Here is an 18,745-nt window from a genome sequence, read left to right as displayed (position 1 = left end):
CAAGCCGGCGCGCGCGCTGCCGTGCAGGCCGCGCGCCGGTGCTACTGATTAATAGCGGTAGTGGTCAGGCTTGTAAGGGCCTTCCTTGCTGACGGTGATGTACGCCGCTTGCTCGTCGGTCAGCACGGTCAGTTGCGCGTTGAGCTTTTTGAGCTGCAGGCGCGCCACTTTCTCGTCCAGATGCTTGGGCAGCACATACACGCCGACCGGGTACTTGTCGGTGTTGGCGAACAGTTCGATCTGGGCGATGGTCTGGTTCGCGAACGAGGAGCTCATCACGTACGACGGGTGACCGGTACCGCAACCGAGGTTGACCAGGCGGCCTTCCGCCAGCAGGATGATGCGCTTGCCGCTCGGGAAGATGATGTGATCGACCTGCGGCTTGATGTTGTCCCACTCGTATTTCTTGATCGATGCGACATCGATTTCGTTATCGAAGTGGCCGATGTTGCAGACGATGGCCTGGTCCTTCATGGCCAGCATGTGCTGTTCGGTCAGGATATGGTAGTTGCCGGTGCAGGTGACGAAGATATCGCCGTGTTCGGCGGCGTAATCCATGGTCACGACGCGGTAGCCTTCCATCGCCGCCTGCAGTGCGCAGATCGGATCGATTTCGGTGACCCACACCTGGGCCGACAGGGCGCGCATGGCCTGGGCCGAGCCCTTGCCCACGTCGCCGTAGCCGGCGATGACGGCCACTTTGCCGGCGATCATCACATCGGTGGCGCGCTTGATGCCATCGACCAGCGATTCGCGGCAACCGTACAGATTGTCGAACTTCGACTTGGTGACCGAATCGTTGACGTTAATTGCCGGGAAGGCCAGCTTGCCCTCCTTGTGCATCTGGTACAGGCGGTGCACGCCGGTGGTGGTTTCCTCGGTCACGCCGAGGATGTGCGGCAGGCGCTTGGAGTACCAGGTGGCATCCTTGGCCAGATGCGCCTTGATCGAGTTGAACAGGCAGATTTCCTCTTCCGAACCCGGGTTGGCCAGCACCGACAGATCGGTTTCGGCGCGCGTGCCCAGGTGCAGCAGCAAGGTGGCATCGCCGCCATCGTCGAGGATCATGTTCGAATACACCGGCTGGCCGGCTTCGCTTGGCCACTCGAAGATGCGGTGGGTGTAATCCCAGTATTCGTCCAGGGTTTCGCCCTTGACGGCGAACACGGGCGTGCCGGCGGCGGCGATGGCGGCGGCGGCGTGGTCCTGGGTCGAGTAGATGTTGCACGATGCCCAACGGACCTTGGCGCCGAGGGCTTCCAGGGTCTGGATCAGCACGGCGGTCTGGATGGTCATGTGCAGCGAACCGGTGATGCGCGCGCCCTTGAGGGGCTGGGCCGCGGCGAATTCCTCGCGGATAGCCATCAGGCCCGGCATTTCGGTTTCAGCGATCTTGATTTCCTTGTTGCCCCAGGCAGCGAGGGAAATATCGGCGATGTGGAAGTCTTGCGAAGATTTGAGTACGGCGTTCATCACGCCCTCCTTTCAGTTAGAAAAAAGTAACGTGAGCGCGGTTGCGGTGGATTTCCGAGCCTGGCGAAATGGGAATTTCGTCGCAACGCTCCTCGGAACAGAGAAGTTTAGCCGCTAACGCCAAGTTGCGCCAGCCAAATTTCACACGTGCGGCAAAAACACCGCAGCGCAAAATTATGCATTCAGAAAATTTCCTAACCGGGGTCAGACCTCCGATTAGAAACAAAAAAGTTTCGATTCGGAGGTCTGACCCCGGTTAAGAAACAAAAAAGTTTCGATTCGGAGGTCTGACCCCGGTTGAGGGTTGCAAACCGCGCGGGGCGGTTTGCAGGGCGTCGATCAGGACAGGCCGGCTTCGGCGCGCAGCAACGCGACCTTGTCGGTGCGCTCCCACGTGAATTCCGGCTCTTCACGGCCGAAGTGGCCGTACGCCGCACTCTTCTGGTAGATCGGACGCAGCAGGTCGAGCATCTGGACGATGCCTTTCGGACGCAGGTCGAAGTGCTCCATCACCAGGGCGGCGATTTTTTCGTCGGGAATCACGCCCGTGCCTTCGGTATAGACCGTGATGTTGATCGGCTTGGCCACGCCAATGGCGTAGCTGACCTGCACCTGGCACTGGCGCGCCAGTCCGGCCGCAACCACGTTCTTGGCCACGTAACGCGCCGCGTAGGCCGCGGAACGGTCGACTTTGGAGGGATCCTTGCCCGAAAACGCACCGCCACCGTGGGGAGCGGCGCCGCCGTAGGTGTCGACGATGATCTTGCGCCCGGTCAGGCCGCAATCGCCCTGCGGGCCGCCAATGACGAAGCGCCCGGTCGGGTTGACCAGGTAGCGCGTGCCGTGCAGCCACTCGGCCGGCAGCACTTTCTTGATGATTTCTTCAATCACCGCTTCTTCGATCTGGGCGTGCGTCACTTCCGGCGCGTGCTGGGTCGAGAGCACCACGGTGTCGACCCCAACCGGGCGGCCGTCGACGTAGCGCAGGGTGACTTGCGACTTGGCATCCGGACGCAGCCACGGCAGGCGGCCATCCTTGCGCAGCTGCGACTGGCGCTCGACCAGGCGGTGCGCATAATGGATGGCGGCTGGCATCAGCTCGGCCGTTTCATCGCAGGCGTAGCCGAACATCAGGCCCTGGTCGCCGGCGCCCTGGTCCAGGTCGAGCCCGGCGCCTTCGTCCACGCCCTGGGCGATGTCGGGCGACTGCTTGTCGTAGCAGACCATCACGGCGCAGCCGCGGTAGTCGATGCCGTAGTCGGTATTGTCGTAGCCGATGCGCTTGATCGTTTCGCGCGCGACCTGAATATAATCGACGTTGGCGTGGGTGGTGATTTCACCGGCCAGCACCACCAGACCCGTATTGCATAAAGTCTCGGCGGCAACGCGTGCTTTCGGGTCTTGCTCAAGGATGGCGTCGAGGATGGCGTCGGAAATCTGGTCGGCAACCTTGTCTGGATGGCCTTCGGAGACGGATTCGGACGTGAAGAGATAGTCGTTTGACATGCAATGCTCCTGTTACTGTTGAAATTGAAGTCGCAGTAACCGGGTTGCCTGCGACGCTTTAGCGACATTTATATTCCGCTTCGCAAGTTGTCTATTAACTCGGCGGATCCTGCATACGTGGTATTTTACGCTCCTTGAGAAATTTTGGCTAAGCAACTAGCCGTTTGTTGAACGACCGTCAAAAATCATGTTAGTTCCCCTTTTCCGTACCTTATCGAAGCTGCCGCTGCCGGTCCTGCATGTCATGGGCGCCGCGCTGGGCTGGTTCGTGTATCTCGCTTCCCCTTCCTACCGCAAGCTGATGCGCACCAATCTGCGCACGGCCGGCTTCGGCCAGCACCTGTCGGCCGCTATCGCCGAGTCCGGCAAGTCGATCATCGAACTGGCCTTCGTGTGGTGCGCGCCGCCCGACAAAGTGGCGCGCCTGGCCACCGACGAGAACTGGGACTATGTCCAGTCGGTCCTCGACGCCGGCCGCGGCATCGTGTTCCTCACGCCACACCTGGGCTGCTTCGAGATCACCGCCCAGCAGATCGCGCTGCGCACCAAGCTGACCGTGATGTACCGCCCGCCCAAGCAGGCCGCCCTCAAGCCGCTGATCGAGGGCGCCCGCGCGCGCCACAATCTGCATCTGGCGCCGGCCAATCTGTCGGGCGTGCGCATCCTGGCCAAATGCCTCAAGCGCGGCGAGCCGATCGGCGTGCTGCCGGACCAGGTGCCGCAGGAAGGCGAAGGCGTGTGGGCGCCGTTTTTCGGACGCCCGGCCTACAGCATGACCTTGCCGGCCAAGCTGGCACAGATGGGCAATGCCGAGATCATCCTGGTGTACGCCGAGCGGCGAGCGCGGGGCAAGGGTTTCATCGTGCGCTTCGTGCCCTTCGACCAGCCGCTCGACGGCAGCGCCGCCGGGCAGGCGACGACGATCAACCGCGCCATGGAGCAGTTGATCGCGCGCTGCCCGGCCCAGTATTTCTGGAGTTATAACCGCTACAAGCAGCCCGGCGGCGTGGCCGCGCCAGATGCCCAGGTGGACGCATGAAGTTCCTGCTGGGCCTGATGTGGCTGATGCACTGGTTGCCGCTGCCCCTGCTGGGGCGGGTCGGCACGGGCGTGGGCAGCCTGCTGTTCATGGTGCTCAAGACGCGCCGCCATATCGCCCTGACCAATCTGCGCATGTGCATGCCGGAACTGACGGAGGCGCAACGGGTGGTGCTGGCGCGCCAGCATTTCCAGTCGTATTCGCGCAGCGTGTGGGAACGCGGCATCCTGTGGTGGGCGCCGGAAGCGCGCCTGCGGCGCCTGATCCAGGTCGAGCCTTGTGTGCCGCTGGCGCAGATCGCGGCCAGCCCGACCATCTTGCTGTGCCCGCACTTCGTGAGCCTGGACGTGGCCGGCGTGGCGGTCATGCTGGAAACGAGCTTGTGCTCGATGTACGTGCCGCAGAAAAATGCCGCTTTCGACGAGGTGCTGCGCAAGGGACGGTCGCGCTTCCGCCCGGTGCAGTTGTTTTCGCGTAAGGAGGGCGTCAAGCCGATCATCCGCGCCATGCGCGAGCATCTGCCCTATTTCATGCTGCCGGATATGGATTTCGGCGACAAGGATGCCGAATTCGTGCCGTTTTTCGGCATTCCCGCCGCCACCCTGACCGCTCCCGGGCGCATCGCGGCCGCCACCGGCGCGCAAGTGATTCCGGTGGTGGCGACGTTCTTGCCCAATTACACGGGCTGGAAAGTGACGTTTTACCCGGCCTGGGAGAATTATCCGGGCGACGACATGGTCGAGTCGGCGCGCCGCATGAATGCGTTTATCGAGGAGCGGGTGCGCGAGGCGCCGGCCGAGTATTTCTGGACGCACAAGCGTTTCAAGACCCGTCCGCCCGGCGAGCCTTCGCCTTACCTGAAAAAATAATAGCGCCAGGAATATACTGACAATATGAAACTCAAATTTACCAAGATGCATGGCGCCGGCAATGATTTCATCGTGATCGATGCGATCAGCCAGCAGGTCGATTTCAGCCCCGCCCAGTGGCAACGCCTGGCGGACCGGCGTTTCGGCATCGGCGCCGACCAGATTCTGGTGGTGGAAAGAGCACAGAATGCGGAATGCGATTTCCGTTATCGGATCTTTAATAACGATGGCGGCGAAGTCGAGCAGTGCGGCAATGGCGCGCGCGCTTTCGTCAAGTTCGTGACCGACAAGGGCATGACGCGCCAGAGCAGCATCCGCGTGGAAACCATGAAGGGGGTCATCACCCCGCGCCTGGAAACCGATGGCACGATCACGGTCGACATGGGCGCGCCGGTGCTGGAAACGGCCCTGGTGCCGTTCGACGCGGCCGGCCTGGGCGGCTGGGCCGAGGGCCGGGATACCTTGTGGCCGCTGCCGATTAAGTATCAGGGCGGCAAGACGGTGTTCGTGTCGGTCGTATCAATGGGCAATCCGCACGCGGTGCAGGTGGTGGACGATGTCGACCTGGCGCCGGTGCAGGAGACCGGGCCGCTGATCGAAGCGCATGCGCGCTTTCCGAACAAGGTCAATGCGGGCTTCATGCAGGTGGTGGACCGGCAGCATGTGCGGCTGCGCGTGTACGAACGCGGCGCCGGCGAAACGCTGGCCTGCGGCACCGGCGCCTGCGCCGCCGTGGTGGCCGGCATCCGCCGCGGCCTGCTCGATTCGCCCGTGCGCGTGAGCGCGCGCGGCGGCGAATTGTCGATCGCCTGGGAAGGCGATGGCCAGCCGGTGATGCTCAGCGGTCCGGCCGTGACGGTGTTTGACGGGGAAATCACGGTCTAGCCTGCCGCCTTAGCACCGGCCGCGACATGCGGTCTTGCCCTTGGGCCCCGCCCTTGGGCCGCGCCCTTGGGCCGCGCCCTTGGGCCCGCAGTTGCTCTCAGGTCAACGGCATTGGCTAGCTTTCAGCTCACGCCGCCATTTCGTAAGCTTCCGCCTCACCGTGCTCCGCATGCCCGCTCTCGGACTCCGGCACCAGCGTCTTGAGGCGGTACAGCCGCTGCCGGTAATTGCCCTCCGGACCGCCCGGACCACAATCGATGCCATCGAACAGGCGCACGATGCGGTCCAGCGCGTGGCGCTCGTGCATCGAATCGATCACTACCAGGCGCCGTTTGCTGCGCCCGTAACTGCCGCGAATATCGACCACCAGGCAATGCCCCTGGTCGGCCGCCGTGACGTCGAGCAGCAGCGCCTCGGCGCGCGTAAGCCCGAACAAGGCCGCCAGCTCCAGGCGCGCCGCCAGCAGCGGATGCGTGCTGCCCAGGCCATACGCGCTCAGGGCTCCGGTTTCGCTGTAGGCCGCACCCTCGCAGCGCGGGGCGATCTTGTGCAATGCCGCAGCCGCCTGCGGGCAACCCTGCAGCGCCGCCTTTTGCAGCCAGTACACGGCCCGCACATCGTTGCTTTCGTTTTCGCGGCGCGCACGCCAGGCGCTGTTGCCGCATTCGAGCTGGGCGTCGCGGTATCCCATTTCGGCGGCGCGCTCCAGATAGCGCTGGGCGTCGAGCACATTGCGCTGGGAAAATTCCGGCTTGATATAGATACGCGAGAGTGCATACCAGGCTTCGGCCAGCCCCTGGTTGCCGGCCAGGGTCAGCCAGCGGATCGCCTTCTTGAAGTTGGCCGACCCTTCGCCGACCACGATGCGCTTGCCGTCGACCTGCATGCGCGCGCACCACAAGCCGACCGCCATCTGGGCGTGGGCATCGTGCTCGGCCGCGGCCAGTTCGAAGAAATGGCGGATTTCCGCTTCGTCGGCGCCGCTCCCCCCTTCGCCCGCGACCGCGCCGGCGGCCAGGGCCCGGGCGCAGCGCGACAGCAGGGTGACGTCGGCCGCACTGAGCTGGCCGCCCAAGCGCGGACTGGCGCCCAGTTGCCGCGCCAAGGCCCTGGCCAGCGGCAGGGCGCGGCTGGCGTAGGCGTCCATCAGGCCGTCTTCCCAGTCATTGTCGAGCTGCGAGAGCTGGGCCTGCGGCATGCCGCTGTCGGCGGCGCGCTGCAGCCAGCGCGGGTCGGCCGCGCGCGGCGCCAAGGCGGCCGCGAGCGGCGCCGGCGCCGCCCGCACAGGGGTTGCGGCCGCTGCGCCCGCGGCCGGCGCCCCCGCTTCCGCGAGCGTGCCGCTCAGCCGCCGGTGCTGCGCCAGCAGCCACTGGGCCTCGGCCAGCCCGCCCGCCGCGCCCGCCTCGAGCGCGGCGAAGGCTTGTTCGCGCCGCGCGGGAGCCGGCACCTCGCCGCCATGCCCGCCCAGGATCAGCTGGGCCAGCACCAGGCCGGCGCGCAGGTTGCCCTCGGCGAAGGCTTGCCCGAACCAGCACGCCACCGGGCGCTGGCTCTGCACTGCGACGTCGAACGGAATATGGGTGCCCATCAGCTGGCAGGCGGTGGCGCAGCCCTGCTGGGCGGCGCGGTCGAGCCAGTGCAGCGCCGTCGGCAAGCTTTTGGGCAAGCCCGCGCTGCCGAACAGATAGAGCGTGCCCAGTTCGAGCTGGGCCGGAGCGCGTCCGGCCCGCGCGCCACGGATGAGCGCTAGTTCTTCACGGTTTGCCATGGTTCATGCCATCACGTTGATTGGAGGAGATCAATCCGCTGAGCCTGCATGGCACCGGTTTGGTTGCCAATATACAACATTTGCTTGGCTGATGCGGGGGCAGCCGACGTTTTAAAGTCTACGTCAGGCGCGCAGGCGGGGGGACGCTGATGGCCACTTCCTTGATTTCGCACAAAGCTTGTTAGTAAGAATAGGTGGAATACCGCATGAAAGCTTTTCATTTAAATGCACGGTCACTTGCCTGTATCAATACAGTGCCACGTTTCATAAATACAACAACACTGCTGGAATCATTGGCTTTCAACCAATTCTACCCCTCATAATCAACCACGACGGCCATTAGCAGAAGGCCAAGCAATTAAGGTTTCTTAATCCGAGTGTTCAGACAATTGAAAACTCAACGCACTGTCGGATTCGACGGATTCACTTTTTAAGGACGTGTACATGAAAAAATCACTGGTCGCTCTGGCACTTCTCGGCGCAAGCGCCGGCTTTGCACAAGCGCAATCGTCTGTGGTCATCTACGGCACGGTTGATGCCGGCATGATCAAGCGTACCGACCAATCGCTGGCCATCGGCAAGCGCGCCAATAACACGCTCGGTTTCAAAGGCGTCGAAGACCTCGGCAGCGGCCTGAAAGCCTTGTTCCAGCTGGAAATTCGCTATGAACCGGATTCGGGCACCATCGAGCAGGGCGGCGGCGGCGTCCAGCGTCCGCTGTTCCAGGGCCAGAGCCGGGTCGGCCTGCAAGGCGGCTTCGGCATGGTGCGCATCGGCCGCGGCCTGACCGCATTCCAGGAAAGCAGCACCCAGTTCGAGCCCTTCCACGGCGTGCCTAGCCCTGCCGGTTTCCAGACCGACCTGATGGTCGCCGGCTATACCTCGGACCCGCTCGGCCTGGTAGGCAATTCGACCAACCGCTTCTCCAACGCCGTGTTCTATAACTCGAACGTGATCAACGGCTTCCAGATCAATGCCACGGTCGGCACCAAGGAAGCGAGCTCGGGTTCGGCAGCCATCGTCGGCCGCGGTACCCTGGCCAATCCGCAATACCGTCCTGGCTCGGAAGCGTCGGCCAATCCGTACTCGGTCTCGGCCACCTACACCGGCGCCGCCGGCTCGCTGATGCTGGCCGCCGAACGCAACGCGGTCGAATCGCGCCTGCTGTCGATCGCCGGCTACGTCATGGCCACGCCGCAGCTGAAACTGATGGCCACGCGCGTCCAGCAAGACCGCGGCCACACCTTCTTTAACAGCGAGGAAGCCCGTTCGTGGGTGGTCGGCGCCAATTACAAGATGGGCTCAGGCAAGATTCTCGCCGGTTACGGCCAGAAGAACCAGGGCGCACTGAACCAGGGCATGCAGAAGACCAAGCAAATGTCGATCGGCTACGAGTACAGCCTGTCGCCACGCACCTATGTGTATGCCGACGCGTCCAACAAGAAAGGCCCGACCGTTCCGTCGAGCATGAATATCTATGCACTGGGCGTGAATCACGCTTTCTGATATAAGGTGCGGTGTACACCGCGCCCGACATAAGTCGGTCAGATAAAACAAAGGGCGGCGAATGGGTAACCATCGACGCCCTTGTCGCATCCGCGTGATGCTGTGGTGTTTAAGATAAGACGGTATTGACGTTTTTGCCTCGTCTGTGTCTTTTTCGCAACCAGTACTTGCGTGCGGTCCCGGCTTTCTGTACAAGGCTAAAAAACGATGGCATATTGGTTAAAACGAATTAGTACGCACGTTCGTTTTTAGACAAAATAATCTCCTGGAGACACAATGAAAACAAAATTAATCGCTGGTGTAATCGCTACCTGTTTCGCAGCCCCGGTCCTGGCCCAGTCCAGCGTGACCATTTACGGTATCGCCGATGCTGGTTTTATGAAAACCAAGGGTGAATCGGCCAAACTCGTCAGTGGCATCGCCGACGGTTCGCGCATCGGTCTCAAAGGTACCGAAGACATCGGCGGTGGTTTCAAGGCCATCTTCAATCTGGAAGCGCGCGTCGAACTCGACACCGGCACCCAGAGTCCTGGCCTGGTCACCGCGAACCAAGGTTACTACCTGACCAAAGGCATGGATGCCTTCAAGAGCCCGGCTCTGGCATCGACCCTGGCCAGCCTGCGCGCCGGCCTGCAGCCAGCCGTGGCCGTCAATTCCGAGAAAGCCCTGTTCGACCGCACCGCCATGGTCGGCCTGGTCACGCCAGTGGGCGCCATCATGATCGGCCGCATGTACACCCCGGGCTATGAAGTGTTCGCCGCGGCTGACGCGTTCGAGACCGGCACCGGCGGCACCTGGGGCGGCATCACCGGCGGCACCGCCGGCTTTACCGCACTGGGCGCCGATATCCGTTCGCAAAAATCGATCCAGTACCGCATCGCCACCCAGTCCGGCTTCGGCGGCTCGCTGATGTACGGCACCAAGAATTCCGGCTACCTGGGCCGCTACAACAAGTTCCTGGGCGCAGCGGTCACCTACAAGAAGGGTAACTTCGACCTCGGCGTCGGCCACAACCAGGGTGAAGACCTGCAAGGCCGCAAGAGCCTGACCACCACCACCGTGGGCGGTTCGGTGAAAATGGGCGACTTCAAGCTGTTCGCCGGCTACCACGACCAGGTCAACCGCAATTCGGCCCTGCTGGCCGACTACTTCAACGTGTTCACCGGCTCGGTCGCGCCGGGCTTGCGCGCCGCTGGCGTTCCGGCTGCCAACATCGCCGCCCTGAACAAGATCTACAACGACAACATCACCCGCAACAGCCAGGTCGATGCCAGCAGCTACCAGCTCGGCATGCACTACCGCCTGGGCCAGGGCCGTCTGATGGCCTCGGCAGCGCGCCAGAACGACCGTACCGTATCGAACAGCGATGCCACCCTGGTGGCCGTCGGTTACGACTACAACATCTCGGCCCGTACCGACGTCTACAGCGTGCTGTCGCACATCAAGAACCAGAACGACGGCCAGTACACGCCGGGCGCGGCCGGTTCGCCGGGCGGCTTCACCAAAGTCGCTGGCGAAGACAGCCACGCCATCCAGATCGGCGTGCGTCACCGCTTCTAAGCACGGCGCCGCACTGGCAGCTCTGCAAAAAAGACGCCTGCGGGCGTCTTTTTGCATGGGCGCGCGCAAGCGGTCGCTTAGGTTAGAATTGCGGGACGTTTTTCACCCGCACCAAGACTTCACGTAAAGACTTCAATGACCGCCACACTGGATTCCACCGCCGTCGCCGACTACCTGGCCGACCATCCGCACTTTTTCCAGGAACACGCCAAGCTGCTGGGCGAAGTCAAGCTGTCCAGCCCCCTGACCGGCAAGGCCGTCTCGCTGCAGGAACGCCAGATGGAAGTGATGCGCGATAAATACAAGGCGCTCGAACTGCGCATGTCGGACCTGGTGCGCCTGGCCGAAGCGAACGCCGCCATCGCCAACAAATTCCACGGCTGGACCCAGACCCTGCTCAAGACGCGCCACGACAGCGACATGCCGCGCGCCCTGGTCGAGGGCCTGGCCAGCCATTTCGGCGTGCCCCAGGCCACCCTGCGCCTGTGGCAGCTGGCGCCGGCGCATGCGGGCAGCTGGTATGTGAACGGCGTGTCGGAAGATGCGCGCCTGTTCGCCAACAGCCTGCTGGCGCCCTACTGCGGCAGCAACCACGACTTCGAAGCGGTGCGCTGGCTGGCCGACGCCGCCGCGGTGCAGTCGACCGTGATCCTGCCGCTGCGCAGCAACGGCAGCGCCTTCGGCCTGCTGATCCTGGGTTCGCCCGATCCGGAACGCTTCACCGCCAGCATGGGCACCGATTTCCTGGTCCACATCGGCGACACCGCCAGCGCCGCGCTGGCGGCGCTGCGTGCCTGAAATGGATAGCGGCGCCGCTGAACCGGACTGGGTCGAACGCTACCTGGCCCAGCTCGAAACCCAGCGCCAGCTCTCGCCGCACACCATCAGCGCCTACCGGCGCGACCTGCGGCAATTGCACACCCTCGCCAAGGGCATGCCATGGCAGCAGGTGCGCCAGGCCGACATCCGCCGCCTGACCTCGATCCTGCACGGGCAGGAACTGGGACCGCGCTCGATCGCGCGCAAGCTGTCGAGCTGGCGCGGCTTTTTCGGCTGGCTGTCGCACCAGGTGAGCCTGGCGGCCAACCCCACCGACGGCGTGCGCGCGCCCAAGCGTCCGCGCCCGCTGCCCAAAGCGCTGGCGGTGGACGACGCGGTGCAGCTGGTCTCGAGCGCACCGCCCGGGCGCGCCACCCTCACCTGCGCCGAGCTGTGCAACCGCGCCATGTTCGAGCTGCTCTATTCGAGCGGCTTGCGGGTGGCGGAACTGGCCGGGCTCGATGTACTCTACAGCAAGGGCCGCGACGGCGAACCCGCCTCGCTCGGCTGGATCGACCTGGCCTCGGGCGATGTGCTGGTCACCGGCAAGGGCAACAAGATGCGCACGGTGCCGATCGGCAGCCATGCGCGCGCCGCGCTGGCGGCCTGGCTGGCGGTGCGCCCGCCGCCGGCCGACGGCAGCGGCGCCCTGTTCCTGTCCGAACGCGGCAGCCGGGTGTCGCCGCGCGTGGTGCAGCTGCGCCTGAAACAGCACGCGATCGCGGCCGGCACCCCGGTGCACGTGCATCCGCACATGCTGCGCCACTCGTTCGCCTCGCACGTGCTGCAATCGTCGGGCGACCTGCGCGCCGTGCAGGACATGCTCGGCCACGCCAGCATCACCTCGACCCAGGTCTACACGGCGCTCGACTTCCAGCACCTGGCGGCCGTGTACGACCAGGCGCACCCGCGCGCCAAGGCCAAATAAGCACACCAAACACCCGTTTCGTGCCGCTTGCGGCATGATCCGCATCAAGCGATGTGGCGGTAGTTGGAAGCAAATGGCGAAATCCGGCATAATCGCTCGATTATTCGCCCGGCCCGGGCGCCACACTGACTGATGACAAACATGGCCCTGATACCCAGCACCATCCTGACCGGCTTCCTCGGCGCAGGCAAAACCACGCTCCTGAACCGCATCCTGCAGGAAGACCACGGGCTGAAGATTGCCGTCATCGAGAATGAATTCGGCCAGGAAAACATCGACAACGAGATCCTGGTGCAGGACAGCAGCGAACAGATCGTCGAAATGAACAATGGCTGCATCTGCTGCACCGTGCGCGGCGACCTGATCGTGGCGCTGTCGGCGCTGGCCAAAAAACGCGAAGCCGGCGAACTGCACTTCGACCGCATCATCATCGAGACGACGGGCCTGGCCAATCCGGGCCCGGTGGCGCAGACCTTCTTCATGGACGAGGAAGTCGGCGTGCACTACATGCTCGACGCCGTGCTGACCGTGGTCGACGCGCGCCATGCCATGACCCAGCTCGACGAGTACGAGGAAGCCCAGCGCCAGGTCGGTTTCGCCGACAAGCTGCTCATTTCCAAGACCGACCTGGTCGAGCCGGCCCAGCTCGATGCGCTCAAGGCGCGCCTGATGCGCATCAACCCGCGCGCGCCGATCAGCCAGGTCGACTTCGGGCGCGCCCCGCTGGCCGAGGTGCTCGACATCCGCGGCTTCAACCTGAACGACAAGCTCGAGATCGACCCGGACTTCCTCAAGGCCGAAGAAGCGCACGGGCACGACCATGGGCATGAACATGAGCACGGGCACGTGCACACCGACGCCTGCCGCCACGAACACGGGCACGACCACGACCACGAGCATAATCACCATCACGGCCACCACAGCGACGACATCGCCGCCTTCGTCTTCAAGAGCAAGCGTGCCTTCGATCCGGCCAAGCTGGACGAATTCCTGGCCAGCCTGGTCAATGTATTCGGTCCGCGCATGCTGCGCTACAAGGGCGTGCTGCTGATGCAGGGGGCCGAGCGCAAGGTGGTATTTCAGGGCGTGCACCAGATGATGGGCAGCGATCTGGGTGCAAAATGGGGTGAAAACGAGGAACGTGGCAGCAAAATGGTTTTTATTGGCAAAAATTTACCGAAAGATGTCTTTGTCAGCGGTTTGGAACAATGTTTGGTATAAACTATCCGGGTTTTAAGATGCCCGCTTTATCGCACCGGCAGTAAAAAGTCATCCAGGTGCGGGAAGACACGAACAAGGCGGCAGTTCAGCAAGCCGTCAAGGTAGGCGCTTCGGGCGCAGGCACCGCCGCTTTACCGGTGCCGCGGCCGAGTTAGCTGATAAAATGAAAACCACTGTCGTATCGAAGGTAAGTGAAGTCATGACTAAAACAACTAAATCGACCGCCGTCAATACAGAAGGCCATCTCATCTCCGAAGACGAAATTCGGGCCATGGGCGAGAAGGACTATATGAATCCGGCGCAGCTGGCGTTTTTCAAGGCCCGCCTGCAGCAGCTCGAAAAAGACTTGCTCAAGAATGCAGGCGAGACCACCGAGCACCTGCGCGAAACCGTGCTCGTGCCGGACCCGGCCGACCGCGCCACCATCGAAGAAGAGCACGCGCTCGAACTGCGCACGCGCGACCGCGAGCGCAAGCTGCTCAAGAAGGTGCAGCAGTCGATCGCCGCCATCGACGGGGGCGACTACGGCTGGTGCGAAGAAACGGGCGAGCCGATCGGCATTCCGCGCCTGATCGCGCGCCCGACCGCTACCCTGTCGCTCGAAGCGCAGCAGCGGCGCGAGCTGAAACAAAAACTGTACGGCGATTGATCATCGCTGCACGCCACCTCCGAAGAAGCATGCGGGTTCGCCCCCGCATGCTTTTTTGTTTTGCCGCTCCTGCCAAACCGACTCGAAGCTTGCCTATCGGCTACACTATGCTTGGATGTCCAGTGCGGCCGGAAATGCGCGGCATGGCGGTGGGTGACGCGGTGCGGGTCGGCATGCTACCGTGCGCTTTGGCGCGGGCGGGTGCCGCGGTTGGTTCAATGAGGGCGCCCGCCGCGGTCGGGCGCCCGGTATGGTCGGCGCAGTGCGCAGCTTAGAACGAGACAGGGAACGACGTGGGTATCTTCTCCATCTTCAACAAGAAGAAAACTGATCAGCCCGGCGCCAAGGCGGCGCCGGACTCGCGCCTGCGCGTCGGCGAACCGTCGCGCCTGGCGCAAGACACCGACGCCGACCGCGCGCGCCAGCGCGAAATCGCCCGCGCCACGGCCGCCAAGATCGATGCGATCGAGTCGGCCATGTCGAACGACATCTTCAACACGCCGGAACCGGCCTGGGGCAGCGGTCCGCGCAAGGCCAAGCCGCCCGTGGCCGATGGCGCCCCGACCGCCACCCTGCCGATGCTGGAACTGGCCACCACCGAGCTGCTGGCCGACGAAGACTTGCCGGACGCGCCGGTGTCGCCCCAGACCGCCCCCGTCATCGAAGAAATCGCCATCATGTTCGCCAACGACCAGATGGCCGTGACCGAGCACATGCTGCTCGACAGCCTGGCCGAGCTGGGCAAGGACGACCGCACCATCTGGTGGATGCTGTTCGACCTGTACCAGGTGGGCGGGCGCCAGGACGACTTCGACAATATCGCCATCGATTACGCCAGCCAGTTCGAAACCTCGCCGCCGTCCTGGTCGCCGCCGCTGCTGCCGCACGGCATGGAAGAGCGCACCTTTTCCGGCGTCACCCCGACCGAAGTGTTTTCCGGCGTGCTCGACGGCGAAGTGGCCCCGCGCCTGGAACGGCTGCTGCAGCGCGCCGGCGAAAACCCGGTGCTGCGCCTTGAATTTGCGCGCATCCAGACCGTGACCCCGGACGGCTGCGCCCTGCTGCTCGAAACCATCAAGCGCCTGCGCGCCAGCGAACGCGAACTGATCGTGGCCGGCGCCGCCGAACTGGCCGAGCTGGTTCACTCGACCATCGAAATCGGCAAGCGCGATGCCAGCGAAGCGCCGTGGCTGCTGCTGCTGGCGCTGTTCCAGCTGCTCGACCGCGAAAAGGATTTCGAGGAAACGGCGATGGATTACTGCGTCACCTACGAGGTGTCGCCGCCCTCGTTCGAGCCGCCCTCGAAAGTGGCCACCGCGGTCAGCATCCTGCATGCGGCGCCGGCCACCGAACGCTTCATGCTGCCCTCGGTCATCGAAGGCAGCACCGCGGCCCTGTTCGATGCCATCGACGCCTACGCCGCGACCTGCGACGAGACGGTGCTGCTGGACTGCTCGCGCCTGGCGCGGGTCGACTATTCGGCCGCCGCCGCCCTCCTCAACCGTTTGCGCCCGATCGCGGCCGGCAAAAAAATCGAGCTGCGCGAATTGAACCATTTGGTCGCCGCACTGTTCAAACTACTGGGCTTCACGGAAGTGGCCAAGCTGTTCCCCCACAAGTACTGACCCTCGCCGGCGCCAGTGCGGGTGCCGGCAGCTATCTTGCAATTTCGTTTAGCATCCCCATTTCTGGGATGCAAGCAGCCGGCCCGGCCCGGGAGTGACCTCCTGGCCTGGCGGCGGCTCACTAACTGAGAGGCAACGATAATGGAACAATTTCACGGCACCACCATCCTGTGCGTACGGCGCGGCAAGCAGGTCGCCATCGGCGGCGATGGCCAGGTCACGCTCGGCAACATCATCATGAAGGGCACGGCCCGCAAGGTGCGCAAGCTGTACCAGGGCAAGGTGCTGTGCGGCTTCGCCGGCGGCACCGCCGACGCCTTCACCCTGCTCGACCGCTTCGAAGGCAAGCTCGAAAAGCACCAGGGCAACCTGCTGCGCGCCTCGGTGGAACTGGCCAAGGACTGGCGCACCGACCGCGTGCTGCGCCGCCTCGAAGCCATGCTGCTGGTGGCCGACCATGAGTCGACCCTGGTCATCACGGGCAACGGCGACGTGCTCGAACCCGAAGACGGCGTGGGCGCCATCGGTTCCGGCGGCACCTATGCCCAGTCGGCCGCCAAGGCCCTGCAGGAAAATACCGATTTGTCGCCGGCCGAGATCGTGACAAAATCGCTGACCATCGCCGGCCAGCTATGCATCTACACCAATATGTCGCACATCATCGAAACACTGGATTAAGGGGAAGCACCATGCCAAGCACCATGAATATGACGCCCCGTGAAATCGTTTCGGAACTCGACAAGCACGTGGTCGGCCAGGGCAAGGCCAAGCGCGCGGTCGCCATCGCCCTGCGCAACCGCTGGCGCCGCCAGCAGGTGGCCGAGCCGCTGCGCCACGAGATCACGCCCAAGAACATTCTGATGATCGGGCCCACGGGCGTGGGCAAGACCGAGATCGCGCGGCGCCTGGCCAGGCTGGCCGACGCGCCGTTCATCAAGATCGAAGCGACCAAGTTCACCGAGGTCGGCTACGTGGGACGCGATGTCGACACCATCATCCGCGACCTGATCGACATCGGCATCAAGCAGACGCGCGCGAGCGAAATGAAAAAGGTGCGCCAGCGCGCCGAGGACGCGGCCGAAGACCGCATCATCGACATCCTGGTGCCGCCGGCGCGCGACTTCGGCTTTAACGTCACCCCGCCGCCGCTTGAAACCAAGGAAGGCGAAGGCACGCGCCAGACCTTCCGCAAGCGCTTGCGCGAAGGCGAGCTGGACGACCGCGAAATCGAGCTGGAACTGGCCGAGGCCGGTCCGCAGATGGAAATCATGGCCCCGCCCGGCATGGAAGAAATGACCGAGCAGATCAAGTCCATGTTTTCCGGCATCGGCGCGGCGCGCAAGAAGCCGCGCAAGATCAAGATCCGCGAAGCGATGAAGATCCTGATCGATGAAGAAGCGGCCAAGCTGGTCAACGACGACGAGTTGAAGCAGAAGGCGATCGCCAACGTCGAGCAGAACGGCATCGTGTTCCTGGACGAGATCGACAAGATCGCCTCGCGCTCCGAAATGGGCGGGGCCGATGTGTCGCGCGCCGGCGTGCAGCGCGACCTGCTGCCGCTGGTCGAGGGCACCACGGTCAACACCAAGTACGGCATGATCCGCACCGATCATATTCTGTTCATCGCCTCGGGCGCGTTCCACCTGGCCAAGCCCTCGGACCTGATTCCCGAACTGCAGGGCCGCTTTCCGATCCGGGTCGAGCTCGAATCGCTGTCGATCGCCGATTTCGAGTGCATCTTGACGAGCACCGATGCCTGCCTGACCAAGCAGTACGAAGCGCTGCTGGCCACCGAAGACGTCAAGGTCGAATTCGCGCCGGGCGGCATCACGCGGCTGGCCGAGATTGCGTTTTCGGTCAACGAGCGCACCGAGAACATCGGCGCGCGCCGCCTGTACACGGTGATGGAAAAGCTGCTCGAGGAAGTCTCGTTCACCGCCAGCGAGACCGGCGGCAGCGTGGTGGCGATCGACGCCGCGTATGTGAACGAGCGTCTGGACAAACTGGCCGACAACGAAGACTTGTCGCGCTACGTGCTGTAAGGAGGGCGCGCGATGGCAAACAAGGCACTGGCGACGCGGCAAAAGATGCGCATCACGGTCAAGCCGACGCAGCAGGTTGCCAAGGTGCGCAATCCGGTGGCCGTGGCCGCCAAGCTGCGCGCCGCCGGACCGCATGCCAAGGGTCCGGCGCAGGAGCGCCAGGCGGCCAAGCGCGCGCTCAAGAAGGCCAAGCTGGAACCGGAGCCGGATTAACCGGGCGCGCGCTTTCATGCCAGCGGGCGCATGCCCGGTCCCCTATGAATGCACGTTCTTGCGGATATGGCATTTGCTCAGAATAGCCGCAAATTCCTTCCACGCGGGATCGGACTGCCCCGCGCATTCCACGTCGTGCGAACTGATCTCGGACTGAATTTTTTCATGGATTGCCGGGACCGCTTGACGATTACCCAGGTAAAAAACCCATTCCTTGAGTATTCCGGTAGTAAACGTCGCCACATGCAGGACTGGACCGGCGTCCTTGAGATAAGCATAGATTTTCTGGCCGATCATCTCTACTTCGCTATTTTCCTGCTCGTCCGGCTGACCGCCAGGGTTAGCCTGGTTAAATAATGTGGCGACATTGAGCCTGATATCGAGCAAGGGATGTGCCGCCCATCGCTCTGCCGCCAGGTTGACCCTGGCCAGCAGGTATTCGGACGTGTTGGAATCGAGACCGCGGTACCAGCTTTCGCCAGCTTCCGCCAAACAGGTGACCGGCAAATATGTCGTTACTTGTTCCATAGCAAAGTCCCTCGGAAATTCCGCCCTGGATGGGCAGCGAAATGGGCCCGACCGCAATGCACGCCCAGGCTTGCTCGAAGCCGGCACGGTACAGCGCAGCGATGACGGCGCGGC

At 63.6% G+C, this 18,745-nt stretch carries 17 protein-coding genes and 1 riboswitch; of the genes, 13 read left to right on the top strand and 4 right to left on the bottom strand.

The features are described 5' to 3' along the window. Positions 1-48: 48 nt before the first annotated feature. Positions 49-1,473, bottom strand: coding sequence for an adenosylhomocysteinase (gene ahcY, locus RBA41_RS15935; protein ID WP_306625051.1), 1,425 nt, complete (start codon positions 1,471-1,473; stop codon positions 49-51). A 26-nt stretch (positions 1,474-1,499) separates the two neighbouring features. After that, a riboswitch (S-adenosyl-L-homocysteine riboswitch) is annotated at positions 1,500-1,573 on the bottom strand. A gap of 239 nt (positions 1,574-1,812) precedes the next feature. Further along, the gene (gene metK, locus RBA41_RS15930; RefSeq protein WP_099873702.1) at positions 1,813-2,979 is read right to left on the bottom strand and encodes a methionine adenosyltransferase; all 1,167 of its coding nucleotides are present in this window, start codon (positions 2,977-2,979) and stop codon (positions 1,813-1,815) included. Positions 2,980-3,166: 187 nt separating this feature from the next. Here metK and RBA41_RS15925 point away from each other — a divergent pair, with 187 nt between their 5' ends. The 3 genes from RBA41_RS15925 to dapF are packed head-to-tail and all read left to right on the top strand — an operon-like array spanning position 3,167 to position 5,772. Next, complete coding sequence (locus tag RBA41_RS15925) at positions 3,167-4,018, top strand: lysophospholipid acyltransferase family protein (protein ID WP_306625049.1); 852 nt, start codon at positions 3,167-3,169, stop codon at positions 4,016-4,018. Then, the gene (locus RBA41_RS15920; RefSeq protein ID WP_306625048.1) at positions 4,015-4,887 is read left to right on the top strand and encodes an LpxL/LpxP family acyltransferase; all 873 of its coding nucleotides are present in this window, start codon (positions 4,015-4,017) and stop codon (positions 4,885-4,887) included. The genes RBA41_RS15925 and RBA41_RS15920 overlap by 4 nt, the downstream gene beginning before the upstream one ends. Before the next feature lie 24 nt (positions 4,888-4,911). After that, positions 4,912-5,772 carry a diaminopimelate epimerase gene (gene dapF, locus RBA41_RS15915; protein WP_306625047.1) on the top strand — a complete coding sequence of 287 codons (861 nt, stop codon included), beginning with the start codon at positions 4,912-4,914 and terminating at the stop codon, positions 5,770-5,772. A gap of 127 nt (positions 5,773-5,899) precedes the next feature. Here the strand turns inward: dapF and RBA41_RS15910 are convergent, their stop codons facing one another. Then, positions 5,900-7,540 carry an SEL1-like repeat protein gene (locus RBA41_RS15910; protein WP_306625045.1) on the bottom strand — a complete coding sequence of 547 codons (1,641 nt, stop codon included), beginning with the start codon at positions 7,538-7,540 and terminating at the stop codon, positions 5,900-5,902. Between the two features lie 444 nt (positions 7,541-7,984). On the opposite strand from RBA41_RS15910, the gene RBA41_RS15905 reads away from it, so the two are divergent. The 10 genes from RBA41_RS15905 (at position 7,985) to RBA41_RS15860 (ending at position 18,103) form a co-directional block, all read left to right on the top strand. Next, on the top strand, positions 7,985-9,046 hold the full coding sequence (locus RBA41_RS15905) for a porin (protein WP_306625044.1): 1,062 nt from the start codon (positions 7,985-7,987) through the stop codon (positions 9,044-9,046). Between the two features lie 276 nt (positions 9,047-9,322). Continuing rightward, positions 9,323-10,606: a porin gene (locus RBA41_RS15900; RefSeq protein WP_306625043.1), complete on the top strand. Its 1,284-nt coding sequence runs from the start codon at positions 9,323-9,325 to the stop codon at positions 10,604-10,606. A gap of 135 nt (positions 10,607-10,741) precedes the next feature. Further along, positions 10,742-11,404 carry a DUF484 family protein gene (locus RBA41_RS15895; RefSeq protein ID WP_306625042.1) on the top strand — a complete coding sequence of 221 codons (663 nt, stop codon included), beginning with the start codon at positions 10,742-10,744 and terminating at the stop codon, positions 11,402-11,404. Between the two features lies 1 nt (position 11,405). Continuing rightward, complete coding sequence (locus tag RBA41_RS15890; protein WP_306625218.1) at positions 11,406-12,353, top strand: tyrosine recombinase XerC; 948 nt, start codon at positions 11,406-11,408, stop codon at positions 12,351-12,353. A 141-nt stretch (positions 12,354-12,494) separates the two neighbouring features. Further along, on the top strand, positions 12,495-13,574 hold the full coding sequence (locus tag RBA41_RS15885; RefSeq protein WP_306625040.1) for a CobW family GTP-binding protein: 1,080 nt from the start codon (positions 12,495-12,497) through the stop codon (positions 13,572-13,574). Positions 13,575-13,773: 199 nt separating this feature from the next. Further along, on the top strand, positions 13,774-14,223 hold the full coding sequence (gene dksA / locus RBA41_RS15880; protein ID WP_167076385.1) for an RNA polymerase-binding protein DksA: 450 nt from the start codon (positions 13,774-13,776) through the stop codon (positions 14,221-14,223). 293 nt (positions 14,224-14,516) lie between these two features. Further along, positions 14,517-15,848: an STAS domain-containing protein gene (locus RBA41_RS15875; RefSeq protein WP_306625038.1), complete on the top strand. Its 1,332-nt coding sequence runs from the start codon at positions 14,517-14,519 to the stop codon at positions 15,846-15,848. Positions 15,849-15,989: 141 nt separating this feature from the next. After that, positions 15,990-16,526, top strand: a complete 537-nt coding sequence (hslV, locus tag RBA41_RS15870; protein WP_306625037.1) for an ATP-dependent protease subunit HslV — start codon at positions 15,990-15,992, stop codon at positions 16,524-16,526. 23 nt (positions 16,527-16,549) lie between these two features. Beyond that, positions 16,550-17,890, top strand: a complete 1,341-nt coding sequence (gene hslU, locus RBA41_RS15865; protein ID WP_208640244.1) for an ATP-dependent protease ATPase subunit HslU — start codon at positions 16,550-16,552, stop codon at positions 17,888-17,890. Between the two features lie 12 nt (positions 17,891-17,902). Then, positions 17,903-18,103, top strand: coding sequence for a hypothetical protein (locus RBA41_RS15860; RefSeq protein WP_054265693.1), 201 nt, complete (start codon positions 17,903-17,905; stop codon positions 18,101-18,103). Positions 18,104-18,145: 42 nt separating this feature from the next. Here RBA41_RS15860 and RBA41_RS15855 read toward each other — a convergent pair whose 3' ends face one another. Beyond that, on the bottom strand, positions 18,146-18,631 hold the full coding sequence (locus RBA41_RS15855; protein ID WP_306625034.1) for a DUF695 domain-containing protein: 486 nt from the start codon (positions 18,629-18,631) through the stop codon (positions 18,146-18,148). Positions 18,632-18,745 lie beyond the last annotated feature (114 nt).

The sequence above is a fragment of the Massilia scottii genome (assembly GCF_030846495.1).
Lineage (GTDB): Bacteria > Pseudomonadota > Gammaproteobacteria > Burkholderiales > Burkholderiaceae_D > Telluria_A > Telluria_A violaceinigra.
The sequence above is the reverse complement of the archived record's forward strand: the minus strand, read 5'-3'. Positions and strand labels throughout refer to the sequence as shown.

What these genes read in the sequence shown, in the direction of transcription:
- RBA41_RS15905 (WP_306625044.1), top strand. Translation starts at nt 7,985, where the DNA reads ATGAAAAAATCACTGGTCGCTCTGGCACTTCTCGGCGCAAGCGCCGGC.
- RBA41_RS15895 (WP_306625042.1), top strand. Translation starts at nt 10,742, where the DNA reads ATGACCGCCACACTGGATTCCACCGCCGTCGCCGACTACCTGGCCGAC.
- metK (WP_099873702.1), bottom strand. Translation starts at nt 2,979, where the DNA reads ATGTCAAACGACTATCTCTTCACGTCCGAATCCGTCTCCGAAGGCCAT.
- RBA41_RS15860 (WP_054265693.1), top strand. Translation starts at nt 17,903, where the DNA reads ATGGCAAACAAGGCACTGGCGACGCGGCAAAAGATGCGCATCACGGTC.
- RBA41_RS15855 (WP_306625034.1), bottom strand. Translation starts at nt 18,631, where the DNA reads ATGGAACAAGTAACGACATATTTGCCGGTCACCTGTTTGGCGGAAGCT.
- RBA41_RS15890 (WP_306625218.1), top strand. Translation starts at nt 11,406, where the DNA reads ATGGATAGCGGCGCCGCTGAACCGGACTGGGTCGAACGCTACCTGGCC.
- hslU (WP_208640244.1), top strand. Translation starts at nt 16,550, where the DNA reads ATGAATATGACGCCCCGTGAAATCGTTTCGGAACTCGACAAGCACGTG.
- RBA41_RS15910 (WP_306625045.1), bottom strand. Translation starts at nt 7,540, where the DNA reads ATGGCAAACCGTGAAGAACTAGCGCTCATCCGTGGCGCGCGGGCCGGA.
- hslV (WP_306625037.1), top strand. Translation starts at nt 15,990, where the DNA reads ATGGAACAATTTCACGGCACCACCATCCTGTGCGTACGGCGCGGCAAG.
- RBA41_RS15920 (WP_306625048.1), top strand. Translation starts at nt 4,015, where the DNA reads ATGAAGTTCCTGCTGGGCCTGATGTGGCTGATGCACTGGTTGCCGCTG.
- RBA41_RS15900 (WP_306625043.1), top strand. Translation starts at nt 9,323, where the DNA reads ATGAAAACAAAATTAATCGCTGGTGTAATCGCTACCTGTTTCGCAGCC.
- ahcY (WP_306625051.1), bottom strand. Translation starts at nt 1,473, where the DNA reads ATGAACGCCGTACTCAAATCTTCGCAAGACTTCCACATCGCCGATATT.
- RBA41_RS15925 (WP_306625049.1), top strand. Translation starts at nt 3,167, where the DNA reads ATGTTAGTTCCCCTTTTCCGTACCTTATCGAAGCTGCCGCTGCCGGTC.
- dksA (WP_167076385.1), top strand. Translation starts at nt 13,774, where the DNA reads ATGACTAAAACAACTAAATCGACCGCCGTCAATACAGAAGGCCATCTC.
- RBA41_RS15885 (WP_306625040.1), top strand. Translation starts at nt 12,495, where the DNA reads ATGGCCCTGATACCCAGCACCATCCTGACCGGCTTCCTCGGCGCAGGC.
- dapF (WP_306625047.1), top strand. Translation starts at nt 4,912, where the DNA reads ATGAAACTCAAATTTACCAAGATGCATGGCGCCGGCAATGATTTCATC.